The organism is Pseudoalteromonas sp. 2CM39R (assembly GCF_023161845.1).
The window spans coordinates 559,410-585,217 of the sequence record NZ_JALNTM010000003.1; the positions used below are offsets into that span (position 1 = coordinate 559,410).

Annotated in this window: 22 protein-coding genes; 4 read left to right on the forward strand and 18 right to left on the reverse strand. The window is 38.1% G+C overall.

Annotated features, from left to right (window positions below; all coding sequences use genetic code 11):
* Position 1: 1 nt before the first annotated feature.
* The 15 genes from tssG to tagH form a co-directional block, all read right to left on the reverse strand.
* Positions 2 to 991 (reverse strand): type VI secretion system baseplate subunit TssG, encoded by a 990-nt coding sequence (gene tssG / locus MTF66_RS09770; protein WP_054201389.1) that lies wholly within the window; start codon positions 989 to 991, stop codon positions 2 to 4.
* The gene (gene tssF, locus MTF66_RS09775; RefSeq protein WP_054201390.1) at positions 988 to 2,814 is read right to left on the reverse strand and encodes a type VI secretion system baseplate subunit TssF; all 1,827 of its coding nucleotides are present in this window, start codon (positions 2,812 to 2,814) and stop codon (positions 988 to 990) included. The genes tssG and tssF overlap by 4 nt, the downstream gene beginning before the upstream one ends.
* Complete coding sequence (tssE, locus tag MTF66_RS09780; RefSeq protein WP_010389371.1) at positions 2,811 to 3,296, reverse strand: type VI secretion system baseplate subunit TssE; 486 nt, start codon at positions 3,294 to 3,296, stop codon at positions 2,811 to 2,813. Before tssE ends, tssF begins: the two co-directional genes overlap by 4 nt.
* 15 nt (positions 3,297 to 3,311) lie before the next feature.
* Entirely contained in the window at positions 3,312 to 4,091 is a 780-nt protein-coding gene (locus MTF66_RS09785; RefSeq protein WP_054201391.1) for a type VI secretion system accessory protein TagJ, read from the reverse strand.
* 2 nt (positions 4,092 to 4,093) lie between these two features.
* Positions 4,094 to 5,620, reverse strand: a complete 1,527-nt coding sequence (gene tssC / locus MTF66_RS09790; RefSeq protein WP_010389374.1) for a type VI secretion system contractile sheath large subunit — start codon at positions 5,618 to 5,620, stop codon at positions 4,094 to 4,096.
* A gap of 37 nt (positions 5,621 to 5,657) precedes the next feature.
* Positions 5,658 to 7,148, reverse strand: a complete 1,491-nt coding sequence (tssC, locus tag MTF66_RS09795) for a type VI secretion system contractile sheath large subunit (protein ID WP_010389377.1) — start codon at positions 7,146 to 7,148, stop codon at positions 5,658 to 5,660.
* Entirely contained in the window at positions 7,145 to 7,648 is a 504-nt protein-coding gene (tssB, locus tag MTF66_RS09800; protein WP_010389380.1) for a type VI secretion system contractile sheath small subunit, read from the reverse strand. The genes tssC (MTF66_RS09795) and tssB overlap by 4 nt, the downstream gene beginning before the upstream one ends.
* Positions 7,649 to 7,663: 15 nt before the next feature.
* Complete coding sequence (tssA, locus tag MTF66_RS09805) at positions 7,664 to 8,779, reverse strand: type VI secretion system protein TssA (protein ID WP_248527115.1); 1,116 nt, start codon at positions 8,777 to 8,779, stop codon at positions 7,664 to 7,666.
* Positions 8,780 to 8,982: 203 nt separating this feature from the next.
* Positions 8,983 to 9,780 carry a protein phosphatase 2C domain-containing protein gene (locus MTF66_RS09810; RefSeq protein WP_248527117.1) on the reverse strand — a complete coding sequence of 266 codons (798 nt, stop codon included), beginning with the start codon at positions 9,778 to 9,780 and terminating at the stop codon, positions 8,983 to 8,985.
* Positions 9,773 to 10,501, reverse strand: coding sequence for a type VI secretion system-associated protein TagF (tagF, locus tag MTF66_RS09815; protein ID WP_010389388.1), 729 nt, complete (start codon positions 10,499 to 10,501; stop codon positions 9,773 to 9,775). The genes MTF66_RS09810 and tagF overlap by 8 nt, the downstream gene beginning before the upstream one ends.
* Positions 10,483 to 13,992, reverse strand: coding sequence for a type VI secretion system membrane subunit TssM (tssM, locus tag MTF66_RS09820; RefSeq protein WP_010389390.1), 3,510 nt, complete (start codon positions 13,990 to 13,992; stop codon positions 10,483 to 10,485). The genes tagF and tssM overlap by 19 nt, the downstream gene beginning before the upstream one ends.
* Positions 13,993 to 14,002: 10 nt before the next feature.
* The gene (gene tssL, locus MTF66_RS09825) at positions 14,003 to 15,283 is read right to left on the reverse strand and encodes a type VI secretion system protein TssL, long form (RefSeq protein ID WP_054201393.1); all 1,281 of its coding nucleotides are present in this window, start codon (positions 15,281 to 15,283) and stop codon (positions 14,003 to 14,005) included.
* Positions 15,284 to 15,305: 22 nt separating this feature from the next.
* A complete protein-coding gene (gene tssK, locus MTF66_RS09830) occupies positions 15,306 to 16,634 on the reverse strand; it encodes a type VI secretion system baseplate subunit TssK (RefSeq protein ID WP_010389395.1) in 1,329 nt (442 codons plus the stop codon).
* A 16-nt stretch (positions 16,635 to 16,650) separates the two neighbouring features.
* Positions 16,651 to 17,115 (reverse strand): type VI secretion system lipoprotein TssJ, encoded by a 465-nt coding sequence (gene tssJ, locus MTF66_RS09835; RefSeq protein ID WP_010389398.1) that lies wholly within the window; start codon positions 17,113 to 17,115, stop codon positions 16,651 to 16,653.
* A gap of 15 nt (positions 17,116 to 17,130) precedes the next feature.
* Complete coding sequence (gene tagH, locus MTF66_RS09840; RefSeq protein WP_054201394.1) at positions 17,131 to 18,399, reverse strand: type VI secretion system-associated FHA domain protein TagH; 1,269 nt, start codon at positions 18,397 to 18,399, stop codon at positions 17,131 to 17,133.
* A gap of 393 nt (positions 18,400 to 18,792) precedes the next feature.
* Here tagH and MTF66_RS09845 point away from each other — a divergent pair, with 393 nt between their 5' ends.
* Both MTF66_RS09845 and MTF66_RS09850 read left to right on the forward strand, forming a co-directional pair.
* On the forward strand, positions 18,793 to 20,766 hold the full coding sequence (locus MTF66_RS09845) for a serine/threonine-protein kinase (RefSeq protein WP_010389402.1): 1,974 nt from the start codon (positions 18,793 to 18,795) through the stop codon (positions 20,764 to 20,766).
* Between the two features lie 178 nt (positions 20,767 to 20,944).
* On the forward strand, positions 20,945 to 21,289 hold the full coding sequence (locus MTF66_RS09850; RefSeq protein ID WP_138594345.1) for a PEGA domain-containing protein: 345 nt from the start codon (positions 20,945 to 20,947) through the stop codon (positions 21,287 to 21,289).
* Positions 21,290 to 21,336: 47 nt separating this feature from the next.
* Here MTF66_RS09850 and MTF66_RS09855 read toward each other — a convergent pair whose 3' ends face one another.
* Positions 21,337 to 21,696 carry a DUF1294 domain-containing protein gene (locus MTF66_RS09855; RefSeq protein WP_248527119.1) on the reverse strand — a complete coding sequence of 120 codons (360 nt, stop codon included), beginning with the start codon at positions 21,694 to 21,696 and terminating at the stop codon, positions 21,337 to 21,339.
* 48 nt (positions 21,697 to 21,744) lie between these two features.
* Between MTF66_RS09855 and MTF66_RS09860 the strand changes: the two genes are divergently transcribed.
* Positions 21,745 to 22,275, forward strand: coding sequence for a hypothetical protein (locus tag MTF66_RS09860; RefSeq protein WP_075170044.1), 531 nt, complete (start codon positions 21,745 to 21,747; stop codon positions 22,273 to 22,275).
* Positions 22,276 to 22,350: 75 nt separating this feature from the next.
* Here MTF66_RS09860 and MTF66_RS09865 read toward each other — a convergent pair whose 3' ends face one another.
* Positions 22,351 to 22,893: a carboxymuconolactone decarboxylase family protein gene (locus MTF66_RS09865; RefSeq protein WP_054201398.1), complete on the reverse strand. Its 543-nt coding sequence runs from the start codon at positions 22,891 to 22,893 to the stop codon at positions 22,351 to 22,353.
* A 112-nt stretch (positions 22,894 to 23,005) separates the two neighbouring features.
* Here MTF66_RS09865 and MTF66_RS09870 point away from each other — a divergent pair, with 112 nt between their 5' ends.
* On the forward strand, positions 23,006 to 23,593 hold the full coding sequence (locus tag MTF66_RS09870; RefSeq protein WP_248527121.1) for a TetR/AcrR family transcriptional regulator: 588 nt from the start codon (positions 23,006 to 23,008) through the stop codon (positions 23,591 to 23,593).
* Positions 23,594 to 23,657: 64 nt separating this feature from the next.
* On the opposite strand, the gene MTF66_RS09875 is transcribed toward MTF66_RS09870, so the two are convergent.
* On the reverse strand, positions 23,658 to 25,775 hold the full coding sequence (locus tag MTF66_RS09875; RefSeq protein WP_010389410.1) for a methyl-accepting chemotaxis protein: 2,118 nt from the start codon (positions 25,773 to 25,775) through the stop codon (positions 23,658 to 23,660).
* Positions 25,776 to 25,808: the final 33 nt, after the last annotated feature.

Genomic DNA, 25,808 nt, shown 5'->3' on the forward strand with positions numbered 1-25,808 from the left:
ATTATCCTTTAAACGATAACTTAGTAGGGTTAAATTTAGGGGTGTTTTTACTCGCCATTAAAAAGCTATTTGCGCCTAGTTGGCATTCACTTTTTGACAGCTGCACCGCATCAAGTTGTTGAAAATCTGACTCAATAACAAGTCGAAATGAAATAGCATTGCCGGCATAGTCTTTGACAATTTTTTTAGCTAATTCAAATAACTTGCCTTTAGGTAACAAGGATTTTGCTTTATCAAAATCGCGGGTACTGATATGGATCTCGATATTAGAAGAAATATCCCATATCTTTTTACCAATTACCGTATCAACACCTAAGCGGGCATGTTGTCCCTCATAAAGGCGTTCACTTGCTAAACATGTTTGCTCTTGTGGCTTCAAATCGTGCCACTTACCTATCATTTGTTTAATGACAACATCACAGCCAAGATATGAGCTCAGTACACTTTTTAAGTCAAAAGCATTGCGAATTTTTCGGCTATAAAGGCCTGAAAAGTGCAACTGATGTTCATCATAACCGCCGCTTAAAAGCCCTAATATTTGCGTGTATGGGTCTTTGTTTTTATCTTTATTTATATGATTTAAAGACGGTTTATATTTTTTCCACGCTCGATAATATAAAGACACCAAACGGTGATTAAACATGTCGTAAAAGTCGCGCATGGTTGTATCTTTATAGCGAAGACGCTGCATCACCAGTTCGCTATAAAATTGAGGCAAAGCGCCCGAACAACCCGTTAATCCCATAAAAGAGATCTGCATGTTGACTTTATGTAAGCCATCTTCAAAGCTTGCTTGTTCTAATTTTGTGATAGCGTTACCTGGGTAACCAAATTTTTGAGTTGCGGTAAACTTAATTAACTCTTGCTTTGGACTACTGTCATACCCTACGTAGCGATACTCCAAGCCATGCTTTTTCAGCTGGTTTTCAATAATGAAAACTGCTTTATAAAAGTCAACTTGTGACGCTTGAGAAATAATATGTTGGATCATATTAACGGGCTTTCCCCAACTCGCGCAGGCCATTGGTAATACACTTGCTCTTGTTCTTTTAGCCTTAAACTAACGCGAGTAAAGCTATTAATTGCTGCAAATTGCGCAAAGAAATGATCGAGGATAGAGGCAAAGAAAAACATGCCACTACCTGAAAAGTCATCATTGGCGAAGGTAATTTCAATTTCACTTCCCGTTGCAAAGCTTACTCGCCCTTTTTGCACAACACGAGCCGTTGCGGGTTCTACAACCACACGGTAAATATTATCAATAAGGCCTTTTGTTTGCGGAGATGCTCTAAAATCATAAAGGCGTAGCACTTCTTTAAGCTTATTACATGCATCATCTCCACTAAACGCGTCGAGCGTTAAATGATTAACTAATTGCCAACGTGTTGCATCGGCTAATATCGGTCTAACTGCATGAGTAAATGGAATTAAACATCTAATTTTTTTAATTACATCGCCGCGCTCTGGCATTAATAAGCCTAGCTCATCGTCTCCAAAAGGCATGCTCGCAGGGAGGTTTCGATTACTGCAATTAGCACGTACGGTTAGGACCGTGTTCCCTTCAGCATAATCCATAGCGCTATTTTCAAATCGTGCATCTACCAATGATAGAAACGATTCGGTGCCTGACTCAACATAACCCCCTGCCCATGAGGCAGTTTCTCTGCGGATATGCCAAAACAAATCATCGTGGCCTTGGTATCGTGGATGCGTTTGTCCATAAAACGGACAAACTATTTGTTTATTTCCCTTATGGTCAAAGGCAATTACTTCTGAAATACCAATTACTTCTGAAATCTCAGAGTCCATATAACGCGGCGTTAATTGGTATTCGTATTCGCTCAGCTCAGGGCGAATAGGTTCTAATTCTTGTTCAAACATATTAATTATGGGCGTACACCCCATCAAGAACATGTCTTTGTCTACTTGCTTTTCAAGCTCTGAAGATTCAGCATCAAGATAAATATACACTGTGCATTTATTAGAATTTTTAGGCAACGATGAGTGAATATTTTCAAGTTCAAAAAAACGAAACTTTTCAGGAAAGGTAAAGTTTTCGACGAGTAAGCGATAGCCGGCACTTGATCGCTGCGAATACGGTACAACCGCTTCATTTGCATCAAAGCCAACCGCTTTAAGTTGAGTTTTAGAAAGGTACTTTATACCCTCATCACCATTATCAAAAGCAATGCCAATAGCGTGCTTAAACAATAATTCATACACTTTAAGCGTATGATGCCATTGGCCATTTATAAATAATCGTAATTTTTCCAGCCCAGTTTCAGCCAGTGATACACCCGGGTATTCACCGGTTAGCTCAAGTTTGAAAATTGACTTTGCTTTCTCATGCCAACGTGGTTTTGGTGCCACAAAAGGACTGTTATCAAATTGCGCACTGGTAATTTCAACAGGCCATAAGTAAGTTTCATAACAGGTTTGAAACTTACATTGCTTCATTGACTCAACATTGGTTTCAACTTCACTCGCTCTTGGAATGACTACTCCCGTGGTTGAGAGGTTTTCAGCCTCTAATTTAACCACCGACATTGAAGGAATAGGCGCTTGATAGTCAGGTAACATTTGCCCTAATAAAGCATCAGTAAGCTCAGGAAAGCTATCATCTAACTTTTGCCTAATATTAGCCGTTAAAAATGCGAACGATTCAATTAATCTAGATACATGAGGGTCTTCAATATGATCATCGCTTAGCTTTAATCGCCCTGCAACTTTAGGGTATTTTTCAGAGAAGTCTTTACCCATATGACGAACAAACGCCAATTCACGATTGTAATATTTTAATAATTCATCGTTCATAAAGAAGCCTCAATAATCTTCATCCCTAAGTTCACAGGCTCAACTTCAGAGTCAAAGCTAATAAACTCAGGCTCTGGATCTGCATATAGTAAAGCGTTTATTCGCAAGTTTAATACTCTATTTACGGGTACTTCATCGTCAGTAAATACCTCAACTTCAATGAACCGAGGCTCAAATTTCAAAATTGTATTTCTAACGGTTTCACATAGCAGTGCCCGCCCTTCGTGAGAGCTCACCGACATACTCGAAAAGTCAGGTAAACCATACGATAAACAGGATGTTGCTAACTCTGCGTACTGTGCTGGCCACGTGTGCCATTGAATTCGCGCATTTAGCAGCGCTTCTATGTCTCTGCGCACATTTTTTCTCAGCTCACTAATGCTGATCCCCTCAGTACGAGATGGGGCATCCTGAAAGTCTGGCTCATCGTCAATGAGCCTATCTAAAATGGATGCTTGAAGCTGCTGCTTATGCTCTATCATAATTATTTACTATGCTTACTCAGCTGTTTCTAGGACGTTTATTTTAAGGTTTGGAACAGTGATGGCTTCATCGTTGACAAACAACATTTTCATTCCTTTACCTATAATAAATTCGTCTTGAAGTTCTTCCCAATCAGATACTTGGCCTAGCTTTTCTAGATCTGTATTTGAGTTTGCGTAAACTAGTGGCAAGTGAGCGGTACCCGATGGGCCGTCTTTAATAGTAATTTCAACGCGTAACCAAATACCCTCTAATAATGACGTTACAGGTTCTACTTTTAATGTTTCAATTTCATTAAAGTTAGCCAGGTAAAACTCGCCATTCGTGCCTAGCACTTCTAAATAAGGACTTAAGCTATCATCTAAATCTCGAATTGCTGATTGCTCGTCTTCAACACTCTCCAAGCGAAGCGCTTCCATTTGTTGTGCAAGACTGGCTGCTTCAGATGTTTCACCTTCAAGCAAAGCAACATGCATTTTTAAAAACAAGGTATCTAGCTCATTGGCTTCATGAAAAAGTTTAGGAATCCCCTTACCTTGATAAAAATCTACGCGCGATTGCTGGGCACGAATTAAATGTCTAAGGTTAACTGCACCTACAGCAAACTCTGGGTTCTTTTGCACCATAAAGTCGAGTTGTTTGTCTGCTTTTTCAAGCTCGCCATTAATGCAAAGTAATTCAGAATAAATACTTCTAATGTCAAAATTTAAAGGCTCATCTTGCAACTCGGTAGCGCAGCATAATAAAGCATCAGCAAGTTTTCCCTCGCGAATTAAACTGTGTATTTTTTTCATGATTATTCCTTTATTTTATGATGAGGACTGAGCTCTGTTATTAACTTAATACTCGAGACCATTTGGTCTAACTGAAAGTGGGGCTGTAACTGCAAAACCGAAAAGTAATGCCCCGGGTTTGCTTTATTTTCACTTACTTTTATTTTTGCATTACTCAGTGGATATTTGCTTCTGATATGCTCAGACGCGGAATCTGACGCAGTTGTGTAGTTATTTATCCAGGCCTGTAAATCTCTCTCACAGGCCTGTGCTGTGCTATAAGAACCGACACGATCTCGGGCTAATAATTTTAAATAGTGCGCAAAGCGCGATACACACAAAATGTATTGCAACATAGACGATAAGCGCGCATTGATATTGGCAGCACTTGAGTCGTAATTTTTTGTTTTTTGAACCGATGCATTACTGTAAAAAACAATATGTTCCGTATTTGTAACCGAAGAAGCTGGGATAAAACCGAGCTCAGAAAATTGCTTTTCAAACTTACTGGTTACTAATAAATCAAGTGGCGGCTTTGCCTCTTTTTGATAGGTATCGTTTGCAAAGCTATCACGAGCAAGTCCTGTTACTAATCCCTTAGAGACTTTACCTGGCTCTATACCACGAATGTGACCAAACCAACCGCTATCGCAGTAAGCTCTAATTATTGTTGATACGAATTGATACGCTGCACTGCCCCACAACATATCTGTTTCTGGATTTTTTATTTGCTCTTTGAAGTAAAAATCTTGATGGCGTTTGCCATCATTAACATAAGGCGGCCTGACTAATACATGAGGCAATGTAAAGCCCATAAAGCGCGCTTCTTCCATTTTTCTAAAACTTTGCCATTTTATATATTCAGGCTGTTCAAACTGATTAAATAAATCAGAGTAATAACCTAAATCTGAAAAGCTATCAGCACCAAATAAATTAGCCGATGCCGAACATATAAAAGGAGAAAATGCAGCCGCTGCCGTTCTTGATACCTCTTTTATGGTATCAATATCGTTGTAAATAGTGCCTGCTGAGCAACCATTACTAATTTCGTAATCACCAATTACAATACCAAAAGGCTCGCCTCCGGCACTGTCAAACTCGTTTTGATAAAGTAACTGAAAAAACATACTTTGATCAAAATCAATCGCTTTGTTCACGTCTTTTGAGAGCGTTGACCAATCACAATTGAGCAATTTAACTTTTACTTTTTTTTCTTTGTCTTGTTGCTCTGTTTGTAATAATAACCACCATAGATTACGCCAGCTAGCTTCTAAACGTTGAAAGCTATTAGCATGAATTATGTGGTTGAGTTGCGATGAAATAAGCTGATCGAGTTCAATAATTACACGTTGTAAATAAGGACTTAAAGACTCCTTATTCCAAGAAAGGGGAGAATCAGAAGAGCCTTCAAGCCATAACAATAACGCTTTATCTAGGTTTTTTTCATTTAAAAACCTATCGAGCAAAGCGTCATTATCACTAATTCGAGACTGTGACTTTTGTTGAAAAGTGAAGTCTTGATTTATAAATGAAAACTCTTCGTGATTCATTCTATTGCATCATCCTTAATGCGAGAGAGCGGTATTATTAACCGATCTCTGGGATTTTAGCTACAAGACGTAAAGAAGACGTTAGTTCTTCCATTTGTAACCAAGGTTTCAACCAAGCAACAGCGTTGTAGGCACCAGGTTGACCTGGGATCTCTTTTACAGATACTTTTGCATCTGCAAGAGGGTAACGTGCTCTGATGTCTTGACCACCGCCCTCTGTCGCATTTACATATGACAGGATCCAACGGTTTAACCATGATTCAACGTCTTCAGCTTCCATAAAGCTACCAATCTTGTCACGTGCCATTACTTTTAAGTAATGCGCAAAGCGAGAAGTTGCCATTAAGTATGGTAAACGAGCTGAAATAGCAGCGTTAGCCGTGGCATCAGGCGTTGAGTAAATTTTTGGTTTTTGACAGCTTTGACCGCCAAAGAAAACAGCATAATCAGTATTTTTATAGTGACATAGAGGTAAGAAGCCTAACTGACTTAACTCTGCCTCACGACGATCTGTAATGCCAATTTCTGTTGGACACTTAAGATCTGGATCACCATCATCACTAGTGAATATGTGAGTCGGTAAGCCTTCCACTTTACCGCCACCCTCTGCACCACGAATAGCAGTGCAGAAACCGTATTGAGAAAACGCAGCGGTCATGTTAGTTGCCATAGCGTATGCTGCATTACTCCAACAGTAATCACCGTTATCAGTGCTCACTGAACGACCGTCTTTTGGCTCAACTTCAAACTCTTCGTAGTTGAACTCTTCAACAGGTTTAGAAGCAGCACCATAAGGTAAACGCGAAAGGAAACGCGGCATAGTAAGTGATACAAAGCGTGAATCATCGCTGTCTCTAAATGAGCGCCATTTAGTGTATTCTAATGATTCAAATACTTTTTCTAAATCACGTGGTTTAGTAAGCTCTTCCCAATTATCAAAACCAAATAAAGACGGTGAAGAGGCAGCAATAAATGGACAGAAGCCAGCTGCAGCCACATTAGACATTAAGCTTAATGTTTCAACATCTTCAGGGTGATTAGTAAATTCAAAGTCACCTACGATAGTGCCATATGGTTCACCACCCGGAGTACCAAATTCAGACTCGTAAATTTTCTTGAAGGTTTGGCTTTGATCAAACTCAACAGCTTTACTCAAATCTTTATGTAGCTCTTTTTTCTTCATGTTTAAAACACGAATTTTTAATGTAGAACTTGTTTCAGAGTTCATCACTAAGTGATGTAAACCGCGCCATGAGCCTTCAAGTTTTTGAAACTCATCCGAGTGCATCACCACACTTAGCTGTTTGGATATTTTTTGATCGATTAACTGAATAGCTTCATTAAACGTCACAGTCATGTTTTTATTCCATTGAACTGTGCCTTTTAATGCTTCTTCGGTTAATGTTTTTAGTAACTCTTCAGCACGGCTCGACTCTGTTTGTTTAGTCGCACCAATTGCTTGCTCTAATAGTGAAGAACTTACTTCTGATACCGATTCTGATTCTGTTGCTAATTGTTCAGTGCTCATTTATCAGTCTCCTCTAAGTTAAGTTCTTTAGCCATCGAGTCTAAGCTTGCTGTATTGCTTAATACTTCTTCGAGTACATTCTCAAGCTCTTCTGAACGGTCAATTTTGGTCATCAAGTCACGCAGCTTGTTGCGCGTTTCCATCAATTTGCGTAAAGGTTCTACTTGGTTTACAACCGCAGCAGGCTCGAAATCGTCAATCGACTTAAAGTTCAAGTTAACTTCAAACTGAGAACCATCATCCGTTAATGTATTGTCTACTTTTAAACGCAGAGAAGGACTCATACGTTTTAAAACATCATTAAAGTTATCACGATCAATTTGAATAAAACGTCTATCTTTTAGTGGTTTAAGTGCTTCTGTGTTATCACCAGAAAAATCACCCATTACACCTACTACAAAGGGTAATTCTTTTTTTACTGCCGCGCCCTCAGTTTCCACATCATAAGTGATATGTACTCTTGGTTTACGAACTCGTTTTAACTTATCATGGATACTCATTGAGAACTCCTTTTACTATGTTTCAGTTTCGCTGATCTTAATGCCAGACAACTTAAAGTATCCAGTCCTAGCATCACTATCTGTAATTAACTCATTTAATAACTCAGGTAGCGATAATTCGCTCCATCGAATAACTTGTTCTATCGTGTAAGACATTGGTGAATGAGGTTCAGTTTTTCTGAAAAATGTCGCAATTTCTTGAAGTTTTTTTATTGCGTTTTCTCTCGAATCAATCTCATCACTGACACGCTTTTTAGGTTGCGCTGCGTCTGCTTCACTCGCATCTTCAACCGCTTCCTCTTCAGGCTCAGCATTTGCCTTATCTAATGCAATTTTTGCTGCTTCAAGTTTATCTGCTGCAACATGGTTTACCGCAGCTAAGCTCACTTCTAATGCTTGTTTAATATTAGACGTAGGTTGTGGCTCACCCGTTACCTCGTCCATAACTTCACTCAAAGCGGCAAACTTTTCTATCGCATCTTCAATATCATTTTTTAAAGATACAAAAAACTCAGTACTGGTTTCGGCTGCACTTTTTTCAAGCTGTTCAAAATCAACGGCACCTTGGGTTATCTTCTTTTCGCGTTTTTCATCACTTAAACGTGAAATGTCATAACCTTGCTGATATTCCCAAAAAGAAAAAGGATCCATACTGACACTGTCTGTCATGTATATACTTTTAATTGGAATAATTAACGTACCCTCACCAGCACTGCCATTTAAGCCAACTAATGCAGACACTTTGTCTGAAATTTCATCACCGTCATCAAGTGTTGGATAAAGTGACTCAAAATGATGTTCCAAAAGGTGCTTAGCAACACTAAAACCAAACGCAATGCCTTTAAAGCCATGAACGCGGCACAAGCCTTCAATTAGCCATGCTAGGTATTCTATATCTTTACTTTCGGTTTTAATTGCCTCACTACATTGCTCAAGTAACGGAATCCAATCTCGAGAAAGCGAAGCAATTCCTTCTTCATCGACTAACGCATTTCTTTCAGCCGCACGAAGTTGGTTTCTTAAATCTTTTAAGGCGTAGTAAGTAGACGTTGGAGAGACATCTGAGCGCGGATCACTACCTGCAAACTCAGTATCTGAAATAGGGGAAATATACTCTTCAAATAAAAACATTCCATTGTCCTAAATATTATCCATATTCTCTAAAGCTTAGAGCGTGAATAATATTACATTCTTTAAATTAAATTACAAGCTTCAGCGCCATTGTGCCGATAAGCTGGCTAATGTTATTTTATAAATAATTGAAATAACAGTTTTTTTGTTCCTGATATATTTACAATTTTTTTTCTTAAATATACTAAAACAGGCTTAATCAGCTACTTAGTGAACAATGGAATCGTTGCCTCATCTTGTATATTGCAAGATTGTATCGATTGATTGGCATCTACATCATCATATTTCACTAAAATACAAGTCACATTATCTTTAGCACCTCTGACTAACGAGGAGTGCATTAAAGCCATTCCTGAATCAATAATACTACTGGGCTCTAATGACAAACATATGTCTTCATCTGATAATTCACCGGTAAGACCATCTGAACATAATAAAAAGATATCGCCTTTGTTTATATCACCCTCAATTACATCAACTTTCACATCATCCATTACGCCCACAGCACGAGTAATAACGTTAGATAATGGATGGTTTTTAGCTTCTTCAACAGAAATCATTCCCTCGTCGATTAAGTCATTAACTTGACTATGATCTCGAGAAACTTGCTTTAGTTTACCATTGCGTAATAAATAGGCTCTGCTATCACCAGCCCATAATATGTAATAGCGCTCATTCTTAACAAACAAAGCTGTTACCGTACTGCCTGCTGTTTTATTACTTAAGTATTCAGCGCTATATTGATTTAATTGCTTATTTGCATCTTCTATGGCTTTAACAATATGGTTTACGGTTAAGTCTTCTAACCTGAGCTTTTCAACGGTAGTTCTAATCACATCAACCACTAATTGACTAGCAACTTCACCCGCTTCATGCCCGCCCATACCATCAGCCACAACCCATAAGTTATGGCTGTTAATTTCTACGTGCGCATCTTCATTAAGCTGCCTCACTGCACCTCTATGAGTAATGGCATAACTTGTACTTAAATTGCTAATCACTATTTTTTACCTGTGTGTAATTCCATTCCCAATGCTTCCAACGTCCATCTAGCATAGCGGCTACTTGATTAACTGGCGGCAAAGCTGAAGTGATCAGTACCATCGGTTTTATATTACAAGAACCATGTGTCCACCAAACACTATAATCACCATACTTTTTATGTAAAATAGCATGCATGGCATCTTGTAAAATATGATCGCTTAACTCTGTACCTGAAAACTCTAGTGCGACTGCTTGTTTGTTTTTATCTTTTGAATTGGCATAACTTACTTGCTTTTTATTTGCAGCAACTTCACTTAATGTACTGGCTAGTTCTTTTCGCCAAGAGAACAAATCCACAGAGCCATCAAGTACTTTAAGAACAGCATCTTCGTACTCTAATGAAAAAACACCAGAATGAAGCACATCAACCGGAGCAATATGAGTTGCACGAGTTACTGTTAGTGGATAGTGCCTGCCTACTGCATCCATACTGGGCAATAACGTACCCATAATGCCAGTATCACCCACAATATTGGGGCTTAAGGCAAAGTGCCAAACAGGGCCTGTTAGGTAGCTTTCTTGCCAAACATCACCAAGTTGCTCTTTGCTCACAGCAATGGCAGCTTGTAACCATTGCTCCCAATGCTCTGAAAACTCTTTAGTTACGTTATCTTGAACAAAGTCGCCTAAACAAGGCACCTTGCCAAGATAACCAATATCTACAATCGGGTCGGACATGAAAACTTCTCTACACTGCTGTTCCAAAACGGATGCCTGATTGAGCTAGGCAGTAATTCTACTTTTGCGTTGTTCCCCATCAAAGAGAAATGTAACTCTAGATCTTGACGGGTTTTGCTGCGCTTTTCACTGAGCTCATCTAGCATTCGATAAAGTGACCACTCGCCTTGATAAGTCGTGTTAATTGAACGCCCACCGTTTGGCGGTGTAAACACAACGCGAGTTTTACTTTGGCCACTGGCGCCAGGCCATACAAAGTTTGTAACCTTGAGTGGACCATGACGGTAAATCATTGACTGGCCATCAATTTCAATCATTAAACTAGATACCGTTTTATCTAAATTAAAAGTACGTAAGCCAAACTCAATTCGGGGTGTATCACTACCACGTTCAAAAAATGCGGTTTGAATTTTGAAAGCGTGCTCAAACATTTTTAAGGTGTTATTGCTAATACCAATATCTTTTTCAAATTTCCACGGGCTAGAGCTCATGTCCACACTCGGAGCTACATAGCTATTAAAAAAGTTATCTATGGTGCCATTGGGGCCAAAGAAGCGAGTAAAGTCTTTAATGCTGACTTCTTTTTCTGCCTGTGGAGCAAATGGGTAACGCCCCACAATTGCCGCGTTATACTCGCGCAACACTTTGCTTTTCCAAATTTCATTTAAATGTCTGTTAGCACTATTTTTGGTGATGTTGCTAGTATCTCTACTTATATCAAGCAACCAACTATTAAACGGATAAGGCAAATCACTACTTTGGTACTCTAATTGGCGAATAAAACTCGGTTTACTCTTACCACTTATTTGATCTTTAATTGAGTATTTAAGCTGATCGCCTCTATCAAGTTTAGTTAGATAAATATTCAACTCTCTTAAGTTTTTCTGAATATTATCAAGCTGCTGAATGTCTATATCGATAATATCTTCAAACGCCTCTTCGACTTGATAGCCCGGTAGCTGTACCTCAAACTTAGGCGCTTCGTCAGGTAAGAAGCGTTTGATTCGATTTGCTTTCGTTTGCATCGCAACTTTAGCTGCATTAGCCGCAATATCCCCTGCGACTTTTTGATTTTCAGAAACAGGTAGCTTAGTTAGTTGAACATTCTTTTTAACTGCATTGATGATATTTTTTATTGGCGCTTCTGAGCCGGCTAATACATCAGTAATATTCACACCCTCAGCAGGTGAGCTGTATTGATTAAGACTCAAGTCATCTAAAAACGACTGCCAATAATAGATATAATCTTGAAAGTAACGTTGCTCTAGCTTCTTTTCTATCTCTGCTTTAGAAATATCATACGTGCCAGAGGCTTCTTGACCATACACCCAGCTACTGGCCATTAAGTTGCCAAGCATTTTTCCTTTTTCAATATTAAAAATGCCATGAAAACCGTTAAAAGTGTATAGCCCCGGAATACTGCGCGTTAAATCACCATTATTACGAAAAGTAAATTTTTGCGCACTTTCAAAGCTAATAATATCGGTTAATCTGAAAGGCGGAATACTGCTATCAAGAAAATCAGCTTGAAGTCGCTGGTATGCTCTTTCTGCAATCGGTAGTTTAGTGAGTTCTGCACGAGCTACGCGAACCGCCTGATTATCTATTTCGGTTTGTGTTACGCCCTCTTTTAACAACGCAGCAATATGATTCATCAACTCATTACGCGTCTGCATGTTCAAATCACCAGGCAAATTTCTATCTAAATATGCACTAAACCAAACGGAAATATCTTCACTTTCAAAATATTCAGGTTTAAATAGCATTAAGTAGCATCTGAGCGTTTCATATAAATAGCTAAGATGCTCTGGGTGAGCCTCCATTTCCTTTATTAACGTGTTTGCAATGAAGGGCTCTAAATAGGTTTGCAAAGAACGTTTGTAAGCATTAGCAGAAGACTCTTTAATTTCAGTAAGCTTATTAAAGCCAACTGAAGATGCATCTTCAGGATCAATTAACTGAGCATTGGTTGCTGGCAAGTTTCTTAATGCATTTAGTCTGTCATTTAGTACCAGTAGATTATTTCTATCAAAAGAAGATGAGTCTAGTTCTTGGTACGTGGCAACTGCTTCATCTGTTGCATCAATTAAGTTGCTATTCCACGCAAAGCTGAAATACCAAGAAATTGAAAAACCGAACAAAGCAATACACGCAAGTGACACACTAGCAATTCGAAGCCACTTATTCTGTTTATCATGGTGTTTGTTAGTGCTTGCTAAGTTTTGCTCAGGGAAAATAACGCTCTCTAAAACGTTTTTAATAAAAAAGCTTTTAGATTGGTTTATGTAATCGGTTTTATCTGCACTTGCATCATTTAAAAAGCTCGAAGGGGTACCCTCTTGAGTGGCGCTGGTTAGATACACGCCTCTAAACATAGGTAACTCTTCATAAGCGTTAGGAGTAAAAATCTCTTTCAAGAAGTCATCAGCAACGCCTTGTAACACACGTAACTGTCTGGGGAACTCAAAGATTTTAGCTCGAATAGCTTCATTACGTTCATTGATCAATCGACGGTTTAACATCTCTGTAAGTTTAGAAATTAAAGCGTGGAATTCTTTATTGAATGCATCGACTTGGGTATCTTTGTCTAAATCAAGCTCAAAGGTGATCCCCCAAACTTGCTCACATTCTTCCTCAGTAAGTTCGCCAAAGAACTCTCTGAATCCTTCAATTAAATCTACTTTAGAAAAAATAACATAGACGGGAAATGTCATACCAAGCTGGTTTTGTAATTCTTGAAGGCGTTGTTTTATAGCACGCGCATGAAGATTTCGCTCAGTTTTGGTCTGACTCATAAGTTCAGAAATCCCCATACTGATCATTACCCCATTTATAGGGCGTAATGGGCGATGCTTTCTTAATAAGCCGAGAAAGCCTTCCCATGCTCTAGAGTCGTGTTTAGCGTGGCTACTTTGCGTTGTGTAACGCCCTGCAGTGTCGATTAATACCGCTTTATTGGTAAACCACCAATCACAATTGCGCGTACCACCAACACCATGTACTAAATCAACCCCAAGCTTATCCTTTAATGGGTAATCTAGGCCTGAGTTATGAATAACCGTTGTTTTACCTGCGCCAGGTGGACCAATCATGATATACCAAGGTAATTGGTATATATTTTTACCTTTAAATAGTTTTACGTCCTTGAGTAAATCTATGGCTTCATTCATCCTGGTTTTTAGGGTGGTTATTTCTTCGTTAACTTCACTACTGTTTGCATCGTTATTATCTATTAACTCATCTGCCATTTTTTCATCACGTTTGCTTTGCTGCATAAGGCGATAAATTTTGGTTACTGAAAAAACGAGTACTATCAATAAAATAGTTAATAGTCTTGCTGCGACACCGGCAAGCGGAACATAATCGGCCACTGCAATTAAAGGACCACCAAACCAAATTAATAATGATAAGGCTAAAAAACCGATAATTAACATAGCGGTTCGAGACGTTAGTGCGTAGGTTATTTTCTTAAATTTTTGTGAGAAACTCATTACAGCCTCATTAAAATAATAGATCGATTTCAATTCTGCGGTTTAACGACCGAGAAGCTGAATCTGAATTGCTGGCGATAGGCTCTGCTGCGCCCTTTCCTTCTGGCCATAGACGACCGCTCAAGTTGGTGCTTTTAGCCATTAAATTAGCAACTTGTGTTGCTCTGGCTAAAGATAGATGCCAATTAGAAGGGTACGTATCAGTACTAATTGGTAAATCATCTGTATGACCTGTTATGAGGACTCGCCCTTTAGTTCCTTCTAGGCTTAACGCTAACTTTTCTAAAATAGGCTGGAATGAAGGGAGAAGTTGCGCGTCTCCTTGCTTAAACAAGTTTTCACTGTTGATTGTAATGCGGATCCCATCTGAGGTTTTAGCAACGGCAACAATCCCCATTTTAATTTCTGTTTGCAACAACTGTTCAAGGACACGTAATTGCTGATCTTTTTTATCAACCGTCTGGTTGACTGCTAAGGGGTGAATACCGGCTAGCTTTTCATTAATCGCAACAACATCATTATTTAGTTTCATATTTATTGATAAATAGATCATCAATAATATTAGCCCCAATACAGAAAATATAACCCATAGCGGAACTTGATTTCTCAGTTCAACACCGGCTGCTACTCTTTGCTTCCAGTTTGGAGACAGCTTGTTGTTAATTGGCCCATTAAGTTGGTTTAATAAATGATAAAGTTGTGAACGATATTCTTCGATTTTTGTATCACCGCCGGCACCTAGGCGGTATTTACCTTTAAACCCTAAATTTAAGCAGTGATATTGCAACTCTAAAAACTGTTGATTTCTTTCTGGTTGACCTAAGCCTGAATCAAGTAACGTATAAAAATATTCACCGCCAAATGTTTCTTTATGAAAAGTAGAAAGTAGACTTTCATCTGCCCATTCCATTGAACTCCACTTTGAGTTCAATACAGACTCATCAAGAATGGCACACAAACAATAGCGCGAATTATTGATCACTTCTTTTGATAAGTGTTGATTGCGAACTTCCACTTCAAATCGTTTGATTGCCTCAACACAACGATGTTTAAGCGCTGCGAGGTTGCTCATTTCAAGCGATTGATTAATTGAAATTACAAGAGAAAAACAATCGGTTGCTGCTTCTAACAAAGGATTTTTAAATATCGATACTTTGTTACTACCTAATGGCTTTGAAGAAGGTGGCTCGACCGACATCACTGTTTTATCAGCATCATTTTGTGCCGGATTACTACTTGGCGTATTTCGCCCTAATCGACCTGGGCGAGGTTTGATAATGGTTTCGTCCATTGAAACTCTTCCTTTTAAAAAGTTAAGTTCTTATCGCCCAAAGGCTTAGTTGTAGCTCTGGGTAATTTCCTGAGAGGTGAATAGCAATTCCCCCGCTGGAACGTAATTTATCCCAATGTTCACCATGCCTATTTAATTCAAAATAATGAAAACCAGCATGATAAGGAATTTGTCTTGGTGCTGTTGGTAAATTGCTAATCGTAATACCTGGAATTTGGTTATTTACCAGATCTCGAATAGTTTCTACACTGCCAATTTTTATTTGCGAAGGCAGAATTTTTCTTAATTCTTCATGTGGCACACTTGCTTTGATTGCTAAAACAAATTGAGCTGAATTGAGAATTGACTTGTCTTTTAACGCACCAAAAGAAATACCAAATTTACTTTGCTCAAGTTTAATTTCAGTTGCTGTTTGCTCAATAACATGGCTTAACGATTGGTATAAAAAGTTAACCACTTCATTAAATACCTGTCCTAAATTAGTATGATCATAATTAGGTAATTTAGGTACCCTCTTATTAGCTGTGCTGAAAGTTGACAACTCGCCCGCAAGCTCAATTAAACGACTATAAAATACATTAGGGTGTAAGCTATTGACACTAAGCAAGTTATTAAATATCGCATCATACTTATTTAGTGTTTGCAGCATGATAAAATCTGCAACTGAGGTACTCCCTGCATAGCCTTGACTGAGCCTAGCGGCTATACTTTCAGCGCGCTGCTTTATCATTGAGCCAATTTCTCTGACCAGCCCTGATAAAGGTTTGCATTGCCCTACTTTTAAAGAAGGAGGAATATACTTAGCATCTAACTTTATTTGCCCTTCACTACTCACATCTATAATTCTAGCTAAAGGTAATACGATATAGCCTGAATGATCATCAGAAGACAGCATCAATTTGCTATACACTTTCGCAACTTGAATAATTTCCTGAGATTGTGCCCCTAATAAATCATCACTCACTGACAAGTCATTGAGCTTATAGCGAGTCACTGTATTATCGTCGGCTGAAGATATATTAATCCCGCTATTTTTTAGCGCAGGGATAGCAAGATAAACAATCTCATCAAAAACATCTTTATTAACCACTAGCGGTTCAGGTAATGATGTTGATTGAGGCATATCTATTGGTAATAAATCTGGAGTGATTGCTGATAATGCGTCTACAGCAAACTGCCCGCTGTTAAGCAATTCATTATCAATACTTATATCGATTATTCCCCACGGATCCGCAAGATTGCCACTGCATACTTGCTTGATAACATTAGAAATATATTTATCTGCTTGTTGAAAGTGCTGAGGTCTTAAAAACATTCCTTCAGTCCAAGCAACACGAGTGTTATCACCCATTTTTAAAAATCCTTTTTTATTGCTCTCTCATGTATGTCGCAATTGCTTCTACATTAACATTGATATCGTCATAGCCGGTAGGGTCAACTTCTATAACCGCTCTCCACCTTGCTTGATCTATATTTCTATAAGCAACAACAACCCCAACGTAACGAGTATTACGATTAAGGCTCATTTTATATTGTTGTATTGAGTCAGGCTGAAGTTCTAATTCATCTTTTTTTAATAAGTCAGGTCCGAGGATTTTTTCTGGTGTGTCGTACAAGCTAAAAAAGTCCTGCGTGTCAAAAATAGTTCTTGAGCTAAGCTCAAAAATTTTCATTACCACTGGAGAAGGACGTTCTGACGTATCTGGATTAACATTTTTAGATACATTAATGATCAGATCGGTAGAAGGAGGTACGATTTTATTCATCGTAGTACATCCCATAACCAAAAATAGTAAACTAAAACTCAATAAGTAGAGCTTAACTTTGTACATTATTTACTTTCCTTTCTAGTGCGTTTCTTTGATTCGATCGTTGTATGCCTTTAAAAAATCATCAGACATTGCCATGGCGCCTTTAGTGTTCACTTCCTGAGAAATATCATCATATAAACTTTGATATAACTTCCAGCATTTAGACTCTATTTGACCAGGGATAATTTTTAACACGTTAGAATTATCGTTTGCCTGTTGATTAATTTGCATGGGAGAAACCTGCGATAACATCCCTTTTAACACACCATCTGCACCAGCGAGTAAAGCATGCTCATGCTTACGTGTGTCTATAAAGCTTTCTTTAATAGATTCATTCGAAGACAGAAAGCTTGCACTATTTTTTATGAACAAGTTCTGAATAACGTCATCAATATTGGCAGAAAATTTTAATGGATTGTTTTGTTCAGCCTGAAACATCGTATGGTTCAATCTTAATTTGTTTTTTACAATCGCGCGTTGACGTAAAGATTCCATAAGCTCAGTGAGTAATAAATTAAGGCCTTGGCCCATTTCAAACCACAGTTTTTCATTATCTAACGAATTTTTAAGCTCATCTTTAATCCCTAACCCTTTTAAAAACGCATCAGATAACGCCTTGTCATTTTGAACTACGTTCTTTATTGGTGCAGACTGTTTGTCAGGTTTGTGCTCATTAGCGTGGCTATTTGAACGAGGAGGTTCTTGAATAGGCGCAGGAGTATCAACAGGTGCTGATGAATTGCTAACATTATTGCCAATGTCAAAGTCATCGGTATTCATAAGGCGCGTTAATTCATCCCAGTCTTCAGGAATATGATTATCTGTTGTTTGTTGCGCAGTCACTGATATCTCAGGCATCGACTCATTCATAATCGAGTCATCGAATGAAGGTATAGACTGCTCAGCCGGTTGAGAGTTTTGCGTAGCGAAAGTATCTACTGATTGAAAATGACTTGGAGCAGAACTACTCACATCAGCTTGTTGATCTGATGTTAGCACTACATTGACTTGAAAATCGCCGATGGTTAATACGTCACTGTCTGACAAACGTTGTTTGTTGCCTTGACCAAGCGGCGCTACAGCAAAGTTAATAAATAATCCATTAGTTGAATTATCGTATACGTAAAAAGAGTCACCTTCTTTTTCTATTATACCGTGTTTACTTGAGATTATTTTTTCGGGATCGGGTAAATGCCAATCGCACGCTTCAGAGCGACCAAAAGTTAATGAATCTGTTACAGTTTTAGTGGCTTCTATTTCAGGCGAAAGTCTGTGATAACTAGTGATGTTTAGTATCAGTTCCATTTGATAAGTCAGTCCCTTATATCGTTATTGTGAACAGGATAAAGTAGAAGCGAAACTATTGTCAACATTGAAATTAACACAAGAAAATATTGCGCTCTTGATTTTGTCTCTAAAACAAGATGTTTGATAAACACATTACACAGCGATGAAAGATTTTACCGTAATGCTTTATAACTAGGCCAAAAACAGCCTGTTTAGAGACCCCTTCTAGCTTTAAACCGACTTTTTCAATATATTGTAAGGGAAATTTACCAACAACAATATGTCACTCAGGCATTGCTATAATTGTATATTTTTGTAAAATACAAACTCATATCAGAGGGAAAATTGATAGATAAGCAGAGAATATTTACCTTTGTAATTATTTAACTTAACACAATAAAAGGATTTTTTATGAGTAGTACTAATGATCACAACGATAAAACTCAGATTGCTTCCCTAGACTCAAACACAAAAAAAACGTCAAACATTCGCAAGCAAAACCTACTTGGCAAAAAAATATCTGGCCGCTACTTAATTGAAGAGCTGATTGGCCAAGGCGGTATGTGCTACATTTATCGGGCGCGCGATACTTTTTTAGAAAGCAGTAATCGCTCAGAAGCAACGGTAGCAATTAAAGTACTTCAGGAAGAGTTTTCAAGCTCTGAAGAAGCTATTTCATTACTAAAAGATGAAACAGCAAAAACACAGCAACTTTCCCACCCAAGTATTGTAAAAGTGTACTCAGCAGATTCTGATGGCGATTTATATTATGTCACTATGGAGTTAATTGAAGGGGAAACACTGGAACAAATTATTAAACGTAATAAACCCTCAGGTTTAGCGTTTAAAAAAGCAAAAATTATTTTAGAGCAATTAACCAATGCGCTAATTTATGCCCACTCGCGAGGCGTAATTCATAACGACCTTAAGCCCTCAAATATTATTTTTGACTCTAACGGCAACCTTAAGGTGCTTGACTTTGGTATTGCCAAACACAAAAGCTTAGACGATCAATACGCTGTAAAAAATGACAGTGAACTGGCAACTATTGGCGGCTACACCCCAACATATGCAAGTCCTGAGCAATTAAAGGGTAGTGAAGCATCAGTAAAAGACGATGTTTTTTCTTTTGCCTGTATTGCCTATGAACTACTTAGTAGTAAACACCCATTTAACCGTGTTGCTGCAGACAAAGTACCTAAAAATACAGCAGTTAAAAAACCAAGTAACTGCCCTATTCTTTTGTGGAACAATTTAAATAAAGCATTAGTTTTAAATGCGAATCAAAGGCTTGAATCATTAGAGCCCATTTTAAAAAGTCTCACAACAAACTTAAAGCCAGCCATTTTTGCAAGCGTCGCCAGTATCGCCATTATTGGTTTAATTGCGCAAAATTATTACTCAAGCTCAGATAATACAAAACAATTACAGGCACAACTCGATAATGCCAAAGCGATTAACCAACAAGTAGAAGCGTGGATGTCTTGGCAGGGGCCAACTATTTTAAATAAACTTGAACAAATTCCACCACAATATGAAGTGCTTAAACAAGGGTTACTAAGATCAAACCAGCAAAGCATATTAGAGAGCTTTAATGATGAAGCTAATCAGTTTAATAATATTGCAGGTCGTAAATTTAAAGATTTCGATAAAATCATAGCCGTCTACTCTGATGCATTAGATTATTACCCTGATTCAGAAAAACTATCGATGCAATTAGAAAGTGTACTTAGAGAACGCCAATCAATTATTTTTGATATTACAGCCAGAATCGATTTATTACTTGAACAGTCGCGTTATAACGAAGAGCAGCCCAATAGCATTGCTCACTTAGTTTCAGACTTAAAAGAAGTTGATAAAACTTACCGTTATCAGCCAACAGATCTTCACCTTGATAATTTCACTGTTGCGTTAAATACCGCTATAGAAAGTGACGATGTGATCACCCAAAAAGTTCTCTTAAACGTGGGTAAAATCGTTTTTACAAACAACAAAAAAGCGGATGAGTTACTAGCAAATTTAATGCAGCGAGAGTCTGCTATTAATGCATTAACTGCGTATCAGCAAAAGGTTAATTTAGGCGAACAAGCCGACTTTCCGCGTGCCGATGCAGTGGTGTTTTATGGTCCTAAGTTTCAACGTTTCTCGGCTCAATTAGAAACAATAGAAGATCATAAAGCGTTAATGGAGTTTGAAGAGTTTATTAAGTCTGAATCAACAGCATTACCGAATGACTTCTCACTTTTAGTCTCGTTGAGAAAAGAATTATCGAGACGTTACATCAGCACAGCTAACGATTTAATGAAAAAAAGAATGTATAAAGCTGCTGAGCGCTTAGTTGAAAAAAGTGAAGCGATTACTCAGTCTTTAGATAATATGCTTTAAAAAGAGCATATGTTTATTGCTCAAAAATAGCACAGCGGTGATTGAATAACGATTACATAGCTATTAGACTAAAATCAAAATACAGATAACAAAGTCAAGGACGACGAGTGCATTCATATCATCATACACTCCGCCAAGATTTTACATATTTAGAGTTTTTATAATTAATGGAGTACCTATGAAAAAATTAAGCTTACTAGCTGCAGCCCTCATACTCTCAGGCTGTTCAGCAACATCTAAAACCAGCAAAACTGAAGATGTCGTTATTGAGCCAACCCCTCAAGTGAGCGAAGAAAGTGCACCAATATCACTTACGGTTATTACTAACCCAGCTGATTCTAGAGTACGGATAATGAATATAGTGCCTGTATATCAAGATGCAATTGAACTAGATGCAGGTAAGTATGATATTGAAGTAAGTAAAGCGGGCTATGTAACTTATAGAAAATGGGTAACGGTTGACAAAAAAACCATTTTAACTATAGAGCTCGATGAAAAACAGTTAAGCCAATCAGCGCAATAGACTGTTTAAGAAAGTGAAATGCCTTTAATGAATAAAGGCATTAAACATTAATAATAAACATACCATGCATAACTACCCAAGCTTAAATTCACCGCTATACACAGCCACAATATCACTATAAATACACGCTTTTGTGACTTATGCCTTAAAGTCTGCTGCGCTATAAGTGCACCAGGCCATCCTCCTAATAGAGCACAGAGATGTAAATGTCGTTCAGGTATACGACTTACTTGCCTGCGATTCGACTGCACTGATTTTCGTTTGTCCCACGCATAATATAAAAATGTAATACCACTGAGTAGTGAAATATATATCGGTACGAACATCTCAATTTTATGATTTAAATAAGCAAGCCATAATACAGCTATAAACACGCTCGAAAATATAATTAAGGTACTTTTTATCAAAAAATAATCGCCTATAATAAGAATAATAAATAAACACTCGGGTTAATTATGACATATTTAAAGGCCGCGATGCTGCTGTTATCGCTATCTATATTTAGCACTCTAGCGAATAATAAAACAGAGTCACTAGCACCAGAACTTGCGATTTTCACGCCCTACTTAGGCACTTGGCAAGCTGATTTTAATACCGAAAAAGGTGAGCCAAGCATTCAAGATGTGAGTAAATGGCAGCGCGTACTTAATGGTAAAGCCATTCGTACTACACACTCTATTAATGAGGGTGAGTATGGAGGGGAATCAATGATTTTCTATGATCGTAAAAAACAGTCACTTGTTTTCTATTATTTCACAACAGCTGGCTTTTATACTAAAGGCGTCATGAAAGTACTGAGCCCAACACAATTTGTGGCCTATGAAGATGTCACTGGTAGCCAAGAAGGGATCACTAAAGTGAAATCAACCAGTGAATTTAAAGACCAACAGTTTGTTGTGTCTACTTCTTATTTAAAAAAAGGTGAATGGACTAAACCGGAAGTTCGCACTTACTATCGCAGTAATAAAGACGTTAAATTTAAATAAACAGCTTCATCTTTTTATAAAAATTATTTAGCCATTAAATCGATATAACTTAATGGCTAAATAGTGGCTAACCTATCATTTTACAAATTTCTTAAACGCATCATCCACTGGCGTATCTGCAAGATGATTGGTGTAATTACTCATCACCTTTTGCGCAAGACCCAATACAATTTCTAAAAGCTGTTGCTTTGTATAGCCAGCGGCAAAAAACTTATCCTGCTGTGACTGGCTTAGCACACCTCGTTCGCGTGTCATCTCAAGGGTTGTTTCACGAAGAACTTCAAGTTTTACATCCTCCAGTGGCGTTTTATTAACTAGCGCATCAACAATACCTTGATCAACTCTCATTGAAGCGGCAATTGCGCTGTGTGCTGGTACACAGTAATGGCATTCGTGCTCAACATTAATTGACTGCCATACCACTGTTAGCTCTTCTGCGTTAAACGATGTTTTTTGAAATAGCTCATGCAGTACTTGGTAGCCTTTAAGTAAGGTTGGCGCCTCAGCCATTACAGCATGAAGGTTGGGTAACATACCAAAAGCAGCAATAGAGTCTGCCAATAGAGGTTGTGCTTCTTCTGATGCATTTTCTTGTGTGTATAAGGTAAATTCGGCCATCACTAACTCCAATTAAAAAATAGTTTTAAGTAACATCGAGACACATACTATTTGATTTTGAGCGATCGCTCAAGTTAAAATTGAACAGTTGCTCAACTTAATAGAAACTATCATGGCCAATAAAGTTAAATTTGAACGCGAGCAAGTTGTTTATGCCGCTAGTCAATTATTCTGGGAGAAGGGCTTTCATGCTACATCTACCCGCGATTTACAAGATGCAATTAATATGCGTCCAGGCAGCATTTATGCGGCATTTGGCTCTAAGGAAGGTTTATATTGTGAAGCGATAAAAAATTATGCCAAGCAAATGCAAAGCTTAATAGATGAACGTTTAGTATCATGCAACAGTATTCTTGAAGCACTGCAAGACTTTGTAGAATATGTTGTTATTTCCTCACAAAGTCATACTCCAAGCTCTATCTGCATGTTAGTTAAGGCAAATAATGAGTTTGTTGATAAAGACAGCTATCTTTATCAAATCAGCGTAGAGCTGATGATAGACTTTGAACATTACCTTACTGAACTATTTACAAACGCTATAGCTAATAAAGAGCTCAGTGGAAATACCTCGGCTATAGATTATGCTCGTTTTTTCCAAATACAATTTACTGGCTTACGTAGTTATTTTAATCGACCAAATGTAGAAAAGTTGGCCAAACCAATGATCGAAAACATGTTTTCACTCATGAAGAGTCTTTAGCTTAAAATAAAAAGGCAGCTAATAAAGTTAGCTGCCTTTTTAATTTAAAACCAAAGTTCGACGTCTAGGTTTTTAATTTATTAAGCTCAGAGTCTTGCTGCGCAACTAGTTTATTTAACTCTTCGCTGCTATCGCCTGCTTGAGCAGATAAATCAGAAAGCTGTGAAGCAGCATCAGAAATTATCGTCAAGTTGCGATTTATTTCTTCGGTGACTAAGCTTTGCTCTTCAGCAGCCGTTGCAATATGAGTAATTTGATTGGTTATTTCATCTACTTTCACAACCACACTGTGCAGTGCATCAAAAGCTGTTGAGGTTTCATCTACTGCAGTTTCGGCGCGTACTACACCTTTTTCGATAACAGTTGATGCATTACCCACTTCTGAAAGTAAGCTATCGATTAAACTACTAATGTCATCGGTTGAGGAGCGCGTTTTAGATGCTAAAGCTCTAACCTCATCAGCAACAACGGCAAAACCACGTCCGTGATCCCCAGCTCGTGCAGCCTCAATAGCTGCGTTTAGTGCTAGTAAGTTAGTTTGCTCAGAGATAGTTCGGATCACATCAAGTATTTGAGTAATATCATTACTACGCGATGCTACTTTTTCTACTGCCTGATTAGCTTCTTTAATTTCTTCAGACATGGTTTTAACTTGCGTCATAGCCGATGATAAGCTCGATTCGCTACTAACCACTAAGGTGTTAATTTCATCAGCTTGTTGCGCCGACTGCTCTGAAGCTTTTGCCACTTCAAGTGCTGTCGCGCTCATTTCGTTCATTGCAGTAACCACACTTTCAATTTCTTTAAACTGTGCCTGCACATTATGCTTGGTTTCTACCGCAATATTTGAGGTAACTTCACCTTGGTGCTTGGTTTGATCTGAGACCGCTTTAAGCTCACTGATCAATTCACGAAGTTTTGATAAAAACTTATTAAATCCTCCAGCCAGAGCTATAAGCTCAGCGTGAGTATCAACATGCAGAGTTTGTGTTAAATCACCTTCAGAGCTTGCTAAGTTGTCAACCCGCTCCTGAATTTGTCTAAGAGGAGCCACAACACTGCCTACTACAAGCTTCATTACTATAAATGCCAATACCGCAATCACAGTCCCGGTGATCAAAATAATCACACCCAGCTCTTTTGCAGCCTCAGACATGCCCGCAGTTAATTGAATAGGTCCTTCAAAGGCAAGTTCAGCGGGTACTTCAATTAGCAGCATCCATTTCACATCAGCAAGCTTAATTTCAATCGGGTAAGACACCATTATTTCAGCGCCCTGTTTGTTTATTCCTTTAGTGCCTTTTAGTGCTTTGTAACTCTCATAACTTTTAGCGCTAACAGCTTCTTTTAGTGGGCGGCCTAATTTTTCTTTGTAATGACTTGTACCAACAATTAAACCCAAATGACTAAGTAACGTTACTTTTGCTTTGCCATCGTAAAGCGCCTTTGAAAGCTCTTCTGTTAGTTTTTGAAATACAGGTAAAGTTATATCCGCCCCTGTAACGCCTACAAACTTGCCTGATTTAATAACAGGGACAACAAGTGAGGTCATCATTTCTGAGTAACCCGGTGTAATCTCATACAAGTAGGGTTCCATAATGCATGGTTTTAGCTTGTCTTTAGCACACAAGTACCACTCTGCCTCACGTAAACCAAATTCGTTTATTTTATCCGCGTATTTTTCTTCCGCGTCTTCCACAACCTGTTGCTCAACCAAACCATTGCTATTTTTAGTGAAATAAATTTCTAATGTTCCAGCACCGGCAACAGAGTGATTGTATCCTTGAGTAAATTCACTATCTTTACCATCAAAACCATTTTTTTCAAACTGTGAATAAATAGAGGAAATAACATCATTACTTTCTAATATTGAACGATTTAAAGAAACAACTGAATCACGCTTTATTGAGGCTTTATCGGCATCTTCTAAAATACTACCAAGTGAAAAAGGTATTCGGTAAGCTTCATTAATAAAGGCGGCAATTTTTTCACCATAGGCGGCTGCATTTGCTGTTAATCGCCCATCCACCTCATTAACAATTAGAGTCTCAGCTTCTGCAGAAGTGTTGGCATTACTCGATGAGAGTTTAGACCAAAGTATGCCTGAAAATAGTACTACCGTTAAAAGTATACTTCCGACGCTTATCCATAATAACTTTTTTGCTAACGCTATTTCCCGCATTTATAACTACCTTGCTTTACTTATTTATTTTTA

What these genes read in the sequence shown, in the direction of transcription:
- tssG (WP_054201389.1), bottom strand. Translation starts at nt 991, where the DNA reads ATGATCCAACATATTATTTCTCAAGCGTCACAAGTTGACTTTTATAAA.
- tssF (WP_054201390.1), bottom strand. Translation starts at nt 2,814, where the DNA reads ATGAACGATGAATTATTAAAATATTACAATCGTGAATTGGCGTTTGTT.
- tssE (WP_010389371.1), bottom strand. Translation starts at nt 3,296, where the DNA reads ATGATAGAGCATAAGCAGCAGCTTCAAGCATCCATTTTAGATAGGCTC.
- MTF66_RS09785 (WP_054201391.1), bottom strand. Translation starts at nt 4,091, where the DNA reads ATGAAAAAAATACACAGTTTAATTCGCGAGGGAAAACTTGCTGATGCT.
- tssC (WP_010389374.1), bottom strand. Translation starts at nt 5,620, where the DNA reads ATGAATCACGAAGAGTTTTCATTTATAAATCAAGACTTCACTTTTCAA.
- tssC (WP_010389377.1), bottom strand. Translation starts at nt 7,148, where the DNA reads ATGAGCACTGAACAATTAGCAACAGAATCAGAATCGGTATCAGAAGTA.
- tssB (WP_010389380.1), bottom strand. Translation starts at nt 7,648, where the DNA reads ATGAGTATCCATGATAAGTTAAAACGAGTTCGTAAACCAAGAGTACAT.
- tssA (WP_248527115.1), bottom strand. Translation starts at nt 8,779, where the DNA reads ATGTTTTTATTTGAAGAGTATATTTCCCCTATTTCAGATACTGAGTTT.
- tagF (WP_010389388.1), bottom strand. Translation starts at nt 10,501, where the DNA reads ATGTCCGACCCGATTGTAGATATTGGTTATCTTGGCAAGGTGCCTTGT.
- tssM (WP_010389390.1), bottom strand. Translation starts at nt 13,992, where the DNA reads ATGAGTTTCTCACAAAAATTTAAGAAAATAACCTACGCACTAACGTCT.
- tssL (WP_054201393.1), bottom strand. Translation starts at nt 15,283, where the DNA reads ATGGACGAAACCATTATCAAACCTCGCCCAGGTCGATTAGGGCGAAAT.
- tssK (WP_010389395.1), bottom strand. Translation starts at nt 16,634, where the DNA reads ATGGGTGATAACACTCGTGTTGCTTGGACTGAAGGAATGTTTTTAAGA.
- tssJ (WP_010389398.1), bottom strand. Translation starts at nt 17,115, where the DNA reads ATGTACAAAGTTAAGCTCTACTTATTGAGTTTTAGTTTACTATTTTTG.
- tagH (WP_054201394.1), bottom strand. Translation starts at nt 18,399, where the DNA reads ATGGAACTGATACTAAACATCACTAGTTATCACAGACTTTCGCCTGAA.
- MTF66_RS09845 (WP_010389402.1), top strand. Translation starts at nt 18,793, where the DNA reads ATGAGTAGTACTAATGATCACAACGATAAAACTCAGATTGCTTCCCTA.
- MTF66_RS09850 (WP_138594345.1), top strand. Translation starts at nt 20,945, where the DNA reads ATGAAAAAATTAAGCTTACTAGCTGCAGCCCTCATACTCTCAGGCTGT.
- MTF66_RS09860 (WP_075170044.1), top strand. Translation starts at nt 21,745, where the DNA reads ATGACATATTTAAAGGCCGCGATGCTGCTGTTATCGCTATCTATATTT.
- MTF66_RS09865 (WP_054201398.1), bottom strand. Translation starts at nt 22,893, where the DNA reads ATGGCCGAATTTACCTTATACACACAAGAAAATGCATCAGAAGAAGCA.
- MTF66_RS09870 (WP_248527121.1), top strand. Translation starts at nt 23,006, where the DNA reads ATGGCCAATAAAGTTAAATTTGAACGCGAGCAAGTTGTTTATGCCGCT.
- MTF66_RS09875 (WP_010389410.1), bottom strand. Translation starts at nt 25,775, where the DNA reads ATGCGGGAAATAGCGTTAGCAAAAAAGTTATTATGGATAAGCGTCGGA.